This is a genomic window from Hydrogenophaga sp. UC242_53 (assembly GCF_042696965.1).
Classification (GTDB): domain Bacteria; phylum Pseudomonadota; class Gammaproteobacteria; order Burkholderiales; family Burkholderiaceae_C; genus Hydrogenophaga.
This window is the reverse complement of the sequence record NZ_CP170552.1, coordinates 1,937,734-1,952,266: the sequence shown is the minus strand read 5'-3', so window position 1 is coordinate 1,952,266 and position 14,533 is coordinate 1,937,734. Positions and strand designations below refer to the sequence as shown.

Genomic DNA, 14,533 nt, shown 5'->3' with positions numbered 1-14,533 from the left:
GCCCAGTCGATCGGCGCGACCGAGCTGCGGGTGGCGTTGTCGCGCAGCAGCACGCTCAGCGCCTGCATGCCTTCGGCCGGCGACAGCGAGGCCAGGCCTTGCGCACCCGCCTTGGAGACCGTGCCGGCCCGCACCGCCATGCCCACCTCGCTCCACGCGCCCCAGTTGACGCTGAGGGCGGAGCGGTCCGCGTCACGGCGCTGGCGCGCCAGCGCATCGAGAAAAGCGTTGGCCGCCACGTAGTTGCCCTGCCCCGCCGAGCCGAACACGGCCGACAGCGAGGAGTAGAAGACCACGAAGTCGGGCCGGTGACCGGCGCGCTCCAGGGCCACGCTCAGGCGCCACGCGCCGTCGGCCTTGGGCCCCATCACGGTGGCGAAGCGTTCCGGCGTCTGCTTGATGAGCACGCCGTCGTCGAGCACCGCCGCGCCGTGGATGACACCGCCCAGCGCGGGCATGTCCTTCAGGGCGGCCATGAGGCGCGCGATGCCGTCGGCCGTCGCGACGTCGGCCGAGACAGTCTTCACGCTCACGCCCTCGGCTTCCATGGCCGCGATGGCGTCGCGCGCGGTCGCATCGGGTTCGCTGCGACCGGCCAGCAGCAGGTGGCGGGCGCCCTCGCCGGCCAGCCATTGGCCTGCCAGCAGGCCCAGGCCCTTGAGGCCGCCGGTGACGAGGTAGGTGGCGTCGTCGCGCACCGCCTGCGTGACCTTGCGCGGGTCCACGCGGTGGCGGAACACCACGCGGCCGATGTGCTTGGCCTGCGCCATGTAGCGGAAGGCGTCGGGCGCGTTTTCGAACGGGAAAGTGGTGCAAGGCAGCCACGGCAGCACGCCCGACTCGATCTCCTGCAGCACGCGCGTGAAGATCTGGCCCACGATCTCGGGGGTGTCGCGCGCGTTGTCGTTGCAGTCCACGATGTGGTACTCGATGCCCCGGTTGAGCTCGGCCACGCGCTCGTGCGTCCACAGGCCGCGCTTGCCGATCTCGAGGAAGACGCCGCCGTCGGACAGGCATTCGAAGCTGCGATCCAGCAGCTGGCCGGCCAGCGAGTTGAGCACCAGGCGCACACCCTTGCCTTCGGTGATGCGGGCGATCTCGTCGGCGAACGAGTCGCTGCGCGAGTCCAGCGGGTGGTGCACCCCGAGGCGGCGCAGTTCCTCGCGCTTCTCGGGGCTGCCGGCGGTGGCGAAGATTTCCGCGCCCGCGCGGCGGGCCAGCGCGATGGCGGCCATGCCCACGCCGCCCGCGCCCGAGTGGATCAGCACGCGGTCGCCCTTGCTCATCTTGCCCAGCAGGTTGAGTGTGATGTCGGCGGTGAGGTAGGCGGTGGGGGATCGCGGCGCCCTGCTCGAAGCTCACGCCGTCGGGCAGCGGTGCGACGAATTCCCAGCGCGCGATCGCGTGGCTGGAGAAGGCGCCTTCGAGCATGGCGACCACGCGGTCGCCGACCTTGAACTGCGTCACGCCCTCGCCCACGGCCACGACCTCACCCGAGGCGTCGCTGCCCAGGTGGCGGATCTCGCCGGGGTACATGCCCAGCGCGCTGAGCACGTCGCGGAAGTTCAGGCCGCTGGCGCGCACCCGGATCTCGACCTCGCCTTTACCGGGTGCGCGGCGCTCCAGCGTGCCCAGGGTCAGGTTTTCGAGCGTGCCGCGCTCGGTGATGTTCAGGCGGATCGGCGCGTCGTCGATGTGCGGCGCGTTGGAGCGCGGCTGGCGCGCCAGGCGGGCGGCGTAGCGCACGCCCTTGCGCAAGGCGACCTGGTTCTCTTCGCTGCCGGACAGCATTTCGTCGAGCAGCAGGCGCGCGTCGCTGGGCGTGGCTTGCGGATCGAGGTCCACCAGGGTCACGCGCAGCTCGGGGTGCTCGGTCGCGGCCACCCGCGCCAGGCCGGCCACCGGGGCCTGCGTGATGCGCAGTTCCTCGGTGCCGTCCACCGACTGGCTGCCGGCGGTGGCGATCCACAGGCGCGGCGCCGACGGCAGCCCGGCCTGCGCCAGGGCCTGCAGGGTCAGCAGCGCGGCGTCCACGCCGAAGCGCTGCACCGCGCTGGGCAGGTCGTCGTCGCGCAGCGCCGGCACGCGCAGCGGCCACAGCGACACCACGCCACGCAACGCGCCACTCTCGGCGGCCTTGGCGATCAGGCGGGCGTACTCGCCGGCCTGGGTCTCGTCGATCACCGTGGCGCCCGCTCCGGCCGCGCTGCCCGAAGGCAGCACACGGAGGGCCTGGCCACCGCGCTGGGCGATCTCGTCGGCCAGCCGCTGGCCACGGCCCTGGCCTTCGTCGAACACCAGCCAGGTGCCTTCGGCGGTGGCGGGCTCGGCCACCAGGGCCTCGGGCTTCCATTGCAGTTCGTAGAGCCAGTCGGCCACCTGCGCGTCCACGCGCTGGCGGAACAACTCGCGGCTGGCGCGGCGGCAGCGCAGGCCTTCGAGCAGGGCCACGGGCTGGCCGTCGGGCGTCTCGATGTGCACGTCGAGCACCAGCATGTCGCTGTGCGGCGGCGCCGGGCGCACGCGCGCATGGCTGCGCAGCGTGGCGGTGGGCGTGGCGTTCCAGAGGTAGCGGTCCACACCGATGGGCAGGTAGAAACGGCCGTCGTTGGCGCTGGGCAGCGTGTCCATGGCGACCGCCGAGGTGTGGAAGCAGGCGTCGAGCAGCGCGGGGTGCATCAGGTACTTGCCGGCATCGGCCTGGACCGCGTCGGTCAGCACGATCTCGCCGATGGCCTCGCCCTCGCCGCACCAGACGCGGCGCATGCCGCGGAAGCCGGCGCCGAAATCGACGCCCAGCTTGCGCACCTTCTCGTAGAACGGCGCGACCTCGACCTCGTTGGTCAATCGCTTCGCCGCGTCGGCCACGGGCGACACCGGCACCGCCTCGACCGGGCCACGCAGCGGCTCGGCGCTGGCGTGCTGGGTCCATTCGGCGTCGGGCCGCTTCGCGTCGCGGCTGAACACCCGCACGCGCGAGGGCGCACCGCCCAAAGCCTTGTCCACCGAGACCTGCATGAGCCGCTGTTCGCCGTCGAGCAGGGGCATGGGTTCGCCGATCTCCACCGCCGTGAGCCCGGTGACGGCCGGGTCGGCCTGCCGCGCCCCGGCCAGGGCGGCTTCGAGGTAGGCGGTCAGCGGCATCACGGCCTCGGACGCGATCACGTGGTCCACCACCCAGGCCGGGCTGGTGGCGTCCACCGTGCGTTCGAACTGCGCGGCCACACCGGCCACGTTCAGGCGCTCGCCGAGCAGGTCGTGCACGGAGTCGCCGGCCACTCGGCGGGCGCGCGGCGCGAAGGGCACCAGGTAGGCCTGGCGCTGGAAGGGGTACAGCGGCAGCTCCAGGCTGTGGCGCACGCCCGGGCCCTGCACCGCCGTCCAGTTCAGTTTCGCGCCACGCACATACAGGCGCGCCACGCTGTCGAGCATCTGTTCCCAGCCGCCCTTGCTGCGCTTGAGCGAGGGCAGCCAGTCGGTCGCCGTGCCTTCGGGCACGCACTGCATGCCCAGGCCGATGAGCGTGGGGTTGGGCCCGACTTCGAGGTGCACGTCGCACTGCGTGGCGGCCAGCGCGCGCGCGCCGCTCTCGAAGGCCACCGGTGCGCGCACATGGCTGGCCCAGTAGTCGGCCATGCGGGAGCCCCATTTCGCCCAGTCCATGGGCGCGCCGTCGAGGTTGGAGATCCAGGTGAGCGTGGGCGCCGAGTGGGTCACGCTGGCGGCGAGCTGGCGGAATGCTTCCACCATGGGGTCCATCAGCGGCGAGTGGAAAGCGTGCGACACCGACAGCGCCTGCGTGCGCACGCCCTGCTCGGCCAGGCGCGCCGCGATGGCCGTCACCTCGGCGCCGGCACCGGCGATCACCAGGTTGCCCGGCGCGTTGAAGGCGGCGACCGACACCTTGTCGGCGTGCGGCGCGATCTCGCGCTGCACCAGCGCCGCGTCGCCCTGCACCGCCACCATGGCGCCACCGGCCGGCAGCGCCTGCATCAGGCGGCCCCGGGCCGCGATCAGGCGCGCGCCGTCTTCCAGGCTGAACACGCCCGCGACCACGGCGGCGGCGAACTCGCCCACGCTGTGGCCGATCACCACCGTGGGCTCGATGCCCCAGCTGCGCCAGGTGGCCGCGAGCGCGACCTCGATGGCGAACAGCGCGGGTTGCGTGAAACCGGTCTGGTCCAGGCTGCCACCGGTCTCCTCGAACATCACCTCGCGCAGCGGCCGGCCCAGCAAGGGGTCGAGCACGGCCGCGCAGCGGTCGATCGTGGCCTTGAACACGGGCTCGGCGTCGTAGAGCTCGCGGCCCATGCCGACGTACTGCGCGCCCTGCCCGGTGAAGAGGAAGGCCACGCGGTTGCGGCCGCTGGCCGAGACGGAACCCTGCACGGCCGACTGGCCGGTGCTGGCGAGTTCGCGCAGCTGGGCCAACATGCCGGCGCGGTCGGCCGCGACCAGCACCGTGCGCAGCAGGTGGTGTGAACGGCCGATGGCGGCGGTGGCGCACACGTCGGCCAGGGCATCGGTCGGGCGTTGTTCCAGGTGGTCGGCGTAGCGCTGCGCCAGCGCCTGCAGCGCCGCGTCGTTCTTGGCCGACAGCGGCATGGCGTACAGCGGCCGCGCGGGCGCGGCGGCCAGCGCGGGCGCGGCGGGCGGCTCGGCCACCAGCACGTGCGCGTTCATGCCGCTGAAGCCGAAGGCGCTGGCGCCGGCGATGCGGCGCGCGTCGCCCACCGGCTTCCAGTCGTGCAGCGCGGTGCTCACGCGCACCGGCAGTGTGTCCCAGGGGATGGACGGCGTGAGCTGCTTCACATGCAGGCTGGCGGGCAGCTTCTGGTGGCGCAGCGCCATCACCAGCTTGATCACGCTGGCGCAGCGCCGGAGGCGGCTTCGAGGTGGCCGATGTTGGATTTGACCGAACCGACCTCGAAGGGCTGGTGCATGGCGCGGCCTTCGCCGTACACGGCGGCCAGCGCCTCGACCTCGATCGGGTCACCCAGCGAGGTGCCGGTGCCGTGGGCCTCGACGTAGCTCACGTCGGTGGGTTTGAGGCGGGCCGAGGCCAGCGCCTGGCGCACCACTTCCTGCTGAGCCAGGCCGTTGGGCACGGTCAGGCCGCTGGAGCGGCCGTCCTGGTTGATCGCCGAGCCCGGGATCACGCCCAGGATGCGGCGGCCGTTCGCCACGGCGTCGGACAGGCGCTCGAGCACGATCAGGCCGCAGCCTTCGCCGCGCACGAAGCCGTTGGCCGAGGCGTCGAAGGTCTTGCAGCGGCCGTCGGGCGACAACATGCCCCACTTGGAGATCAGCACGAAGGGGTCGGGCGAGAGGATGGCGTTGACGCCGCCGGCCAGCACCAGGTTGCTCTCGCCGTTGCGCAGGCTCTGGCAGGCGGTGTGGATGGCCACCAGCGAGGACGAGCAGGCGGTGTCGATCGCCATGCAGGGGCCACGGAAGCCGAAGGTGAAGGACACGCGGCCCGCCGCCGCGTTGAGCGCGGTGCCGGTGGCCAGGTAGATGTCGCTGCGGGCCGGGTCGGCCACGTCGATGCGGTTGGAGTAGTCCATCGACGTGATGCCGACGAACACGCCGGTCAGACTGCCGTCGAGCTGGTCGGTCGGGATCGCGGCGTGCTCCATCGCCTCCCAGGCCACCTCCAGCAGCAGCCGCTGCTGCGGGTCCACGCCCGCGGCCTCGCGCGGCGACATGCCGAAGAAGCTGGGTTCGAACTGGTCGATGTCTTTCAGGAAGCCGCCGGCCTTGGTGCGCGCCTTGCCCTGCTTGCTCGGGTCCGGGTCGTAGTACGCGTCCACCTCCCAGCGGTCGGCGGGCACCTCGCCCACCACGTCCTTGCCCTCGGTCAGCAGGTTCCAGAAGCTGTCGGCGTCTTCCGCGCCACCGGGCACGCGGCAGGCCATGCCCACGATGGCGATCGGCTCGTGCTTGGCGTTCTCGACCGCGTCCAGGCGGGACTGCAGGCGCTCGATGGCGCCGAGCGCGTTCTGCAGCATGTTGCGCCGATCGGCGGCGGGCGCCGGCTGGGCGGGCGTCGATTCAGGGGGGTTGGTCCGATCTGACTGCATATCACTTCCTCACTGAAAACTTCATCACGGCGTCGACCGCGCCATCACCGCGTCGCGGGCATGCAGGCGCGGCTCGCGCAGCCACAGGCAGAGCGCAGCACCAACGATCAACAGGAGCCCCAGCGCCATGCGCGGGACCGACATATCATGCCCCAGCCCTGCCACCCAGAAGAGCGGCACGGTGAAGGCAATTTGTAAATACGCGAAGGGTGCCGAAATACTCACGGGCGCGGCGGCGGCGGAGCGGTCCAGCGCCAGCAAAGCCACGTAACCGAGCAGGCCGATCGCCACCATGGTGAGCAGGTCGGTCAGCGGCGGCGTGATCCACAGGCCGGGCATGGCGGGCGTGAGCGCCACGAACACGCCGGCGGCGGTGTAGAACAGGTTGGTGCGGGTGGTTTCGGTGCGCAGCGAGCGCGTCATCACCACGTAGACGCTGAAACACAGGGCCATGCCCAGGGGATAGACCAGCAGCGACGGCCCCGGCAGCCCGTACAGGCCGTTGACCAGCAGGCCACCCAGGCAGGCCACGAAGGTCGCACCCAGACCAGCAGCGGCACGCGGTCCTGCAGAAACACCCAGGCCAGCCCGAGGATCAGCACCGGGCTGATCCAGAAGATCGTCATGACCGAATGCCCGGGCACGCCCATCTGCATGCCGATCACCCAGGACGCGGGCATGCCGAGCATCAGCAGCGAGCGCGCCACATGGAACACCGGGCGGCGCGTCTGCCAGAGCGAGGCCGGCTCGCGCCATCCCCACAGCGCCAGCATCAGCGCCAGGTGCACGGCATAGCGGGTCCAGACCACCTGGTACGGGGAATAGTGGCGCAGCACGTTCGCGGCCATGGCCTCGATCCCCGCCCACAGCAGGACGAAGGCCAGCATCAGCAGGATGGCGCGGCGGTTGGCAGTCACCCTGTCACCTCCTTCAGTCCAAGCCCGCGTGGCCGGTGTCGGCCAGCAGCGAGGTCATGTGCCAGGAAGACCCGCGCCGGCGCTGGCGCAGCGCGAGCCACAGGCCGGCGGCGAGCAGCACGGCGCCCACGGCGATCAGGCCCGGCAGCGGGTGCGATGCCACCCAGGCGAAGGCCAGCGTGAAACCGATCTGCAGGTACAGCAGCGGCGCGGTGCGTGAGATCGGCGCCACCGCCGTCAGCCGCTCCAGCGCCAGCAACGCGCCCAGGCCCAGCACCGCCACGCCCACGAGCAGCAGCAGGTCGGGCGCGCTCGGTGTCACCCAGCCCGAGGGCATCAGCGGCAACAGCAGCAGGCAGGCGCCCAGGCCGGTGTAGAACAGGTTCACGCGGGTGGGCTCGGCGTGCAGCAGGCGCGTCATCACCACGTACACGCTGAAGCAGGCGGCCATCGCCACCGGGAACACCAGCAACTCGGGCCGGGGCAGCGCGTGCGGGCCCAGCAGCAGGAACACGCCCACGCTGGCCGCCGCCGCGAAGCCGAAGAGCCTGAGCGGCACGCGCTCGCGCAGCACCAGGCGCGACAGGCCCAGGATCATCAGGGGCGCGATCCAGAACACCGCCAGGAAGGTGACCGGCGCCAGGCCGCGCTGCACACCCAGCGACCAGCAGGCCGGCATGCCCACCATCATCGCGGCGCGGAACAGCTGCGACACCGGCCTGCGCGTGCGCCACAGCGAGGGGCCGTTGCCGCGCCCGAACAGCATCCACAACAGGGCCAGGTGCAGCGCGAAGCGCAGGCACACGACCTGCGCGAGGCCGTAGCGCTGCAGGAGCACGCCGGTGAGCGCCTCCTCGGCCGCCCACAGGGCCACGAAGATGATCGTCAGGCGCATGCCAAGAGAACGGTATTTCATCGGGTCTGCTCCAGTCTGGCCAGCAAGCGGGCCTCCAGTTCGTCGTCGCTGAGCGAATCCAGGTCCGCATCGGCATCGGGCACCTCGACCTCGGCCACCGTGGCGGGCGCCGCGGTGGGTGCCGGGGGTGCGGCCGGCTTGACGGTGAGCTGGGTTTCCAGAAAGCGCGCGAGCGCGCCCACGTTGGGGTAGTTGAAGGTCAGCGTGGACGGCAGCGCACGGGCGGCGCCGCGCTCCAGCCGCCGCTTGAGTTCGACCGCCATCAGCGAGTCCATGCCCAGGTCGAACAGCCCGGTGGCGATCGGCACCACGGCGGGCCCGGCCAAGCCGAGCACCGAGGCCACCTCCTGCCGCACGAACTCCACCAGCAGGTCGTGGCGCATCGCGGGCGGCGCGGCCTCCAGCCTCGCCTGCAGCGAAGGCCCGCTGTCCGCGCGCGGCGCTTCCACCACGGCGGCGCGCGGTGCGATGCCCAGGTGCGACAGCAGCGGGCGCGATCGGCGCGCCTCGTGCAAGGCCTTGAGCGCGCTCCAGTCCACCTGGGCCACGACCGCCTGCCGCGCCGTGCCGCCCAGCAGGCGGCCCAGCGCGTCCAGCGCGTCGGCGGCGGCCATGGGCTGCAGGCCGCCTTCGCGGTAGCTGCGCTGGTCGTCGCTGGAGGCCAGGCGCATCACCTCCCAGGTGCCCCAGTTCACCGAGATCACGCGGCGCGAGGCGTCGCTGGCCTCGGCCAGCGTGTCGAGGAAGGTGTTGGCGGCCGCGTAGTGGGCCAGCCCCGAGGCGCCGAGCAAGGCGGTGGTCGAGGAGAACAGCACCAGGAAATCGAGCGGCATGCCGCGCGTGAGGCGCTCGAGCACCAGCGTGCCCGCGAGCTTGGGGGCCAGCATCTGGCGCACCATCGCGTCGTCGAGCTGGAGCAGCGGCGCCGCGCTCAGCGCGGCGGCGGCGTGCATCACGCCGCGCAGCGGCGGCGCGTCGCGTTTGAGCTGTTCGAAGGCGCGCGCCATCGCGGCCTCGTCGGCCACGTCGGCCTGCACCGCGTGCACGCGAGCACCCAGGACCTCGATCTCGGCCACGCCGGGCGCGCCGAGGTCGGGGTTGCGCCCCAGCAAGGCGATGTGGCGCGCGCCGTGTTCCGCCAGCCAGCGCGCCACCACCAGGCCCAGGCCGCCGAAACCGCCGGTGACGAGGTAACAGGCGTCGGCGCTGAAACTCAGCGGTGCGGCGGGCGGCGTGTCGGCCTGGACCAGGCGCGCCACACGGCGCTGACCATCGCGCCAAGCCACCTGGTCTTCACCGTCCACCGCGTCGAGCGCTTCCAGCAGCGTGTCCGCGGTCGAGGCCGACGGCAGGTCGATCAGGCCGCCCCAGGCGCCGGGCTGTTCGAGCGAGAAGCCACGCCCCCATCCCCACAGCGGCGCCTGCCAGGCGGCGCCCGGGCTCATGGCCCCACCGGCACCGCCTTGCACGCCCTGCGTCACGAACCGGATGCGGCCCTGCCCTTGCGCGGCCGCCGCCAGCCAGCGGCGCGGCGTTTCGCCCGCGAGCGTGTGAGTCAGGGTGGCGGCTTCGCGGTCGTCGAGACCGCGCTCTGCGAGTTCGAGGCCGGCCAGGTAAATGATCTCGCCCAGCGCGCCGGCGGGCGGCACGGCGTCCGCCGCCAGGATTTGCACCTGGTCGCCGCGCGCGCGCAGGCGCTCGGCCAGCGCCTGGCCCAGGCCCTGCACGTCGCCCACCAGGGTCCAGGTCTGGCCGCCGAGCGGGGCCTGCGCCAGCATCAGCGCCTGCTGGGCCGCGCCGCGCGTGGTCCAGCGGTCGTCGGGCACCGCGCAGGCGCCCTGGAAGCCCAGGCCTTGCAGCGTGGCCAGCCAGGCCGAGCGCGGCACCAGGGGGTAGTCGGGCCGAAGGGCCGTGTCGGTGAAACGCCACCAGCCCTCGGTGAGGCCGAAGGTGAGGTCCACCCAGCGTTCCGGGGCCACGCCCTCCAGCAGGAACAGCATGGCGCCGGGTGCCATCAGGCTTTTCGCGTGGCGCAGGGTCTGGGCCAGGTCGGCGGTGGCGTGCAGCACGTTGGCCGCGATCACGATGTCGTAGGCACCGGCCGCGAAGCCTTGCGCCAACGGGTCGCGCTCGATGTCGAGCAGCGCGTGGCGCACGAAGGGATAGGCGGCGAAGTTCTCGGCCGCGCGCTCCAGGAACAGCGGCGAGAGGTCGGTGAAGGTGTACTCGGTGCGCTCGGCGGGCAGCAGCGGCAGCACGTAGGTGGTGGTGCCGCCGGTGCCGGCGCCGATTTCCAGCACGCGCAGGCGCGCGCCGGCGGGCAGTTGGGCGATGGCCGATTGCAAGGCTTCGCCGAGCGCGCGGTTGTAGGTCTGCGCGTAGGGCGAGTCCACGTAGAGCTTGCGCGCCTCGTCGAACGAGCCGCCCGGGAACAGCAGCTGCAGCGGGTCCTGCTCGCCGCGCAGCACGGCGGCCAGCGCGGGCCCGCAGCGGCGCAGCGTGCGCAGTTCGCCGTCGACCTCGCCGAAGGTCTGCATCAGCGTGTCGTAGCGCGTGGCGGCATCGGCCGTGCCCAGGCGGGCCAGCACCGTGTGGCGATCCCCTTCGCCACGCAGCAGGCCGTCTTCGGCCAGCATCTGCAGCAGGCGCGCGAACAGGCGTTCGTGGCGCAGCACGACGCCCAGGCGCTGCGATTCACCGGCGGTGTCGAACCCGCGCCCCGGCGTGTCGTCGAAGCCGAGCTGGCGCAAGGCGGTGGCGACGTGATCGGTGCTCAGGCGATCGAGTTCGGGCAGCAGCCGTTCGTACACGGCCAGGCCGTGCTCGGCGGCCAGCGCGCCGAAGCGCTCGCGCAGGGCCGGCGCGAGGCCGGCGGGATCGGGCAGCGAGGCAGCGGCCGGCGCATGGGCCGGCGCGTCTTCCCACACCACCTCATGAAACAGGCCATGGCCCGAGGCATGGCCCAGGGACCGTGCCAGCGCGTCGCGCGAGGCGCGGCGCAGGTGCACGCCGCGGATCTGGCCGAGCACGCCGCCGTCGAGCGAGCGCAGGGTGACTTCGGCCTGCCACTCGGGCGGCTGCGGCTCCTGGCCCGCCGCGTTGAGCAGGCGGGCATGGCACCACAGGCTGGCGGGCAGCGGGCCGGCCAGGTCGATGCGGTCCAGGCCGGTGAAGAGGTAGGTGTGTTCGGTGTCCTCGGTCTGCGGCAGGGTCAGGCCGATGGATTGCAAGGCGCCGTCGAGCAGCGCGGGGTGTGCCCAGGTCACGGGCTCGTCGGCGCAGGCGGTGGGCAGCGCGATGCGCGCCAGGGCCTCGCCGTCGCGGCGGTGCACTTCCTGCAGGCTGCGGAAGGCGGGCCCGAGGTGGATGCCCAGGGCTTCGAGGCGCTGGTGGTAGCCCTCGCCACTGGTGGCCGCGCCCAGCGCGTCGCGCGTGGCGGTGAAGCTGGTGGTGTCGGCGCCGGCCTGGGCCTGCTGCGCGCTGCCGGGCTGCAGCCGGCCGCTGGCGTGCAGGTGCCATTCGCCCGACCCATCGGCCGCCTGGCTGTAGACGGAGAACGGCTGCGAACCACCGGACTCGGGACCCAGGTGGGTCTGCACCGTGCGGCCCGCCTCGGGCAGCACCAGGGGTTCGACGATCTCGAAGGCCTCGACCGCGCGCAAGGCACGGCCGTTCACCGCCTGGGCCGCGCCCTGCGCGAGCTCCAGCAGCAGCGGGCCGGGCACCAGCACCACGCCCTGCACCACGTGGTCGGCCAGGTAGGGCGTGCTCGTGGGCGAAAGCAGGGTCTCGAAAATCGGCACGGCGGTCGGCAGGCGCCGGCCCGGCAGGCCGCTGGGCGCCGGCGCGCGCACGGCTTTTTCGGCGGTCGGCGTGATCCAGAAATCGCGCCGTTCGAAGGGATAGGTCGGCAGGTCCACGCGCTGGCGCGCGTAGGGCCGGTCCACGCCGGCCCAGTCGACCGCCGCGCCCCGCACGTACAGCGCGGCGAGGCTGGCGTTGAGTTCGTGCCAGTCGCTCTTCTCGCGCCGCAGTGAGGTCAGCAGCAGGTGGTCCTGCTCGGGCAGGCTGCGCTGGGCCAAGGCGACCAGCACCGGATGCGGGCCGACTTCCAGGAACACGCGGTAGCCCTGCGCCGCCAGCGAGGCGATGCCTTCGGCGAAGCGCACCGGCTCGCGCAGGTGGTCGCGCCAGTAGCGCGCATCGGGCGCGCCCGGCGCGGGCAGCGCGGCGCCGCCGGTGACGTTCCAGGCCACGGGAATCTGCGGCGCGCGCATGGTCACGGCGCGCGCGCAGGCTTCCATCGCGTCCAGCGCGGGGGCCACCAGGGGCGAGTGCGCGGCGAGCGAGACGAACAGTTTCTGGCCCTGCACGTTGCGCGTGGCGAAGTCGGCGAGCAAGGCGTCGACGGCCTTCGAATCGCCCGAGACCACCACGCTGTCGGGCGCGTTGATGGCGGCAATGGCCAGCCGGTCGGCCATGGGCGCGATGGCCCGGCCCACCTCGTCGGCCGAGGTGAACACGGCGGCCATGGCGCCGCCGGGCGGCAGCGCCTGCATCAGGCGGCCGCGCTCGGCGATGAGTTTCAGGCCTTCTTCGAGCGTGAACACGCCGGCCACACAGGCCGCCACGTACTCGCCCACCGAATGGCCGATCACGGCCGCCGGCGCGATGCCCCAGGCGCGCCAGAGCTGCGTGAGCGCGTATTCGACGGCGAAGAGCGCCGGCTGCGTCCAGGCGGTTTCGTGGATGGCCGCGCCTTCGGCCGGCCCGGCGCGCAGCACGGACTTGAGCGTGCGGCCCTGGGCGTCGGCGCCCAGCAGGCTGTCGCAGCGGTCGATGATGTCGCGGTACAGCGGCGAGGCGGCGTACAGCGCCTCGCTCATGCCGGGGTACTGCGAACCCTGGCCGGTGTAGAGGAAGACCACCTCGGGGGCCACGCCCGGCGTGGCAGTGCCCCGGTGCAGCGCGGGGTGTTCGCGGCCCTGGGCGAAAGCCTGCAGGGCGGCGCGCGCTTCCTGCGCGTCGCTGGCCACCACGGCCAGGCGTTCGGCGAAATGCGAGCGGCCCACGCCGGCGGTGTGGGCCACGTCCGCCAGCGGCGCGCCAGCCGCGAGCGCGTCGGCGAAGCGGGCAGCGAGCGCGCGCAGCGCGGGCTCGGAACGGGCCGAGAGCGGCAGGCAGTGCACCGGGCGCTGGTCGCCCGAGGCGGCGGCCACGGGCGCGGGGGCCTCTTCGATCACGACGTGCGCGTTGGTGCCGCTGAAGCCGAAGGAACTCACGCCAGCCAGGCGCGGGCGTTCGCCGCGCGGCCAGGCATGGCCGTCGCGCGTCACGCTCACCGGGTACTGCGACCAGGCGATGTGCGGGCTGGGTTCGCTGAAATGCAGGTGCCGGGGGATGCGGCCGTGCTGCAGCGCGAGGATCACCTTGATCACGCCGGCCACGCCGGCCGCCGATTCGAGGTGGCCGATGTTGGTCTTGACCGAGCCGATCAGCAGCGGGTTCGCCGCGTCGCGGCCCGGGCCGAGCGCGCCGGCCAGGGCGCGCACCTCGATCGGGTCGCCGAGCGAGGTGCCGGTGCCGTGGGCCTCCACGTAGCCGATGTCGGCCGGGGCCACGCCGGCGTCGGCCAGCGCGGCGCGGATCACGGCTTCCTGCGCCGGGCCGTTGGGCACGGTGAGGCCGCCGCTGCGGCCGTCCTGGTTGGCGGCACTGCCCCGGATCACGGCGAGCACGCGGTCGCCGTCGGCCTGGGCGTGGCTCAGGCGCTTGAGCACCAGCACGCCGCAGCCCTCGCCGCGCGCGAAACCGTCGGCCGAAGCGTCGAAGGTCTTGCAGCGGCCGTCGGGCGCGAGCATGTGCGCCTTGGTCAGGGCGATGGTGGTCTCGGGCGAGCACATCAGGTTCACGCCACCGGCCAGCGCGGTGCGCGATTCGCCGCTGCGCAGGCTCTGGCAGGCCACGTGCAGCGCCACCAGCGAGGACGAGCAGGCGGTGTCGATGGACATCGCCGGGCCCTGCAGGCCGAGGAAATACGAGACACGGCCCGAGGCCACGCTGTGCGCGTTGCCCGAGGCGATGTAGGCGTCGATGCTGTCGCTGCCGCGCTGCAGCACGCGGTGGAAGTGGTCGCTGTTGCACAGGCCGAAGAAGACGCCGGTGGGCGAACCGGCCAGGCCTTCGGGCGAGAGGCCCGCCTGCTCCAGCGCTTCCCACGACACCTCCATCAGCAGGCGCTGCTGCGGGTCCATGGTGAGGGCCTCGCGCGGCGAGATGCCGAAGAAGGCGGGGTCGAAACCGGCCACGTCGTCCAGGAAGCCGCCGTTGCGCACCGACATGCGGGCCGGGGCGTCGGGATCGGCGTCGAAGAAGGCGTCCTTGTCCCAGCGGTCGGCGGGCACGTCGCGGATCGCGTCGCGCCCGGCTTCGAGCAGGTCCCAGAACGCTTCGGGGTTGGTGGCGCCGCCGGGGAAGCGGCAGCCCATGCCGATCACCGCGATGGGCTCGTTGGAATGCGTGCCCGCGGCTTCCGCCTTTTCGTGCAGCTCCAGCGCCAGCAGCGCCAGGCGCTTGGGCGAGAGTTTGCTGATGCGGTCGAGAAAGTCGCTCATGTC

Annotated in this window: 5 protein-coding genes and 2 pseudogenes; all 7 read right to left on the bottom strand. The window is 72.8% G+C overall.

Translation table 11 applies throughout. The features are described from left to right. Positions 1 to 206 precede the first annotated feature (206 nt). Positions 207 to 1,235 (bottom strand): annotated as a pseudogene (locus ACFJI0_RS09890) (SDR family NAD(P)-dependent oxidoreductase); the annotation flags it as partial. A gap of 145 nt (positions 1,236 to 1,380) precedes the next feature. Further along, positions 1,381 to 4,851 (bottom strand): annotated as a pseudogene (locus tag ACFJI0_RS09885) (acyltransferase domain-containing protein); the annotation flags it as partial. An 11-nt stretch (positions 4,852 to 4,862) separates the two neighbouring features. After that, positions 4,863 to 6,083: a beta-ketoacyl synthase N-terminal-like domain-containing protein gene (locus ACFJI0_RS09880; protein ID WP_382324605.1), complete on the bottom strand. Its 1,221-nt coding sequence runs from the start codon at positions 6,081 to 6,083 to the stop codon at positions 4,863 to 4,865. A 24-nt stretch (positions 6,084 to 6,107) separates the two neighbouring features. Beyond that, on the bottom strand, positions 6,108 to 6,614 hold the full coding sequence (locus tag ACFJI0_RS09875) for a hypothetical protein (RefSeq protein WP_382324603.1): 507 nt from the start codon (positions 6,612 to 6,614) through the stop codon (positions 6,108 to 6,110). Next, positions 6,506 to 7,000 (bottom strand): EamA family transporter, encoded by a 495-nt coding sequence (locus tag ACFJI0_RS09870; protein ID WP_382324601.1) that lies wholly within the window; start codon positions 6,998 to 7,000, stop codon positions 6,506 to 6,508. Before ACFJI0_RS09870 ends, ACFJI0_RS09875 begins: the two co-directional genes overlap by 109 nt. A gap of 13 nt (positions 7,001 to 7,013) precedes the next feature. Beyond that, entirely contained in the window at positions 7,014 to 7,916 is a 903-nt protein-coding gene (locus tag ACFJI0_RS09865) for a DMT family transporter (protein ID WP_382324599.1), read from the bottom strand. Beyond that, positions 7,913 to 14,530, bottom strand: coding sequence for an SDR family NAD(P)-dependent oxidoreductase (locus ACFJI0_RS09860; protein ID WP_382324597.1), 6,618 nt, complete (start codon positions 14,528 to 14,530; stop codon positions 7,913 to 7,915). Before ACFJI0_RS09860 ends, ACFJI0_RS09865 begins: the two co-directional genes overlap by 4 nt. Between the last annotated feature and the right edge of the window lie 3 nt (positions 14,531 to 14,533).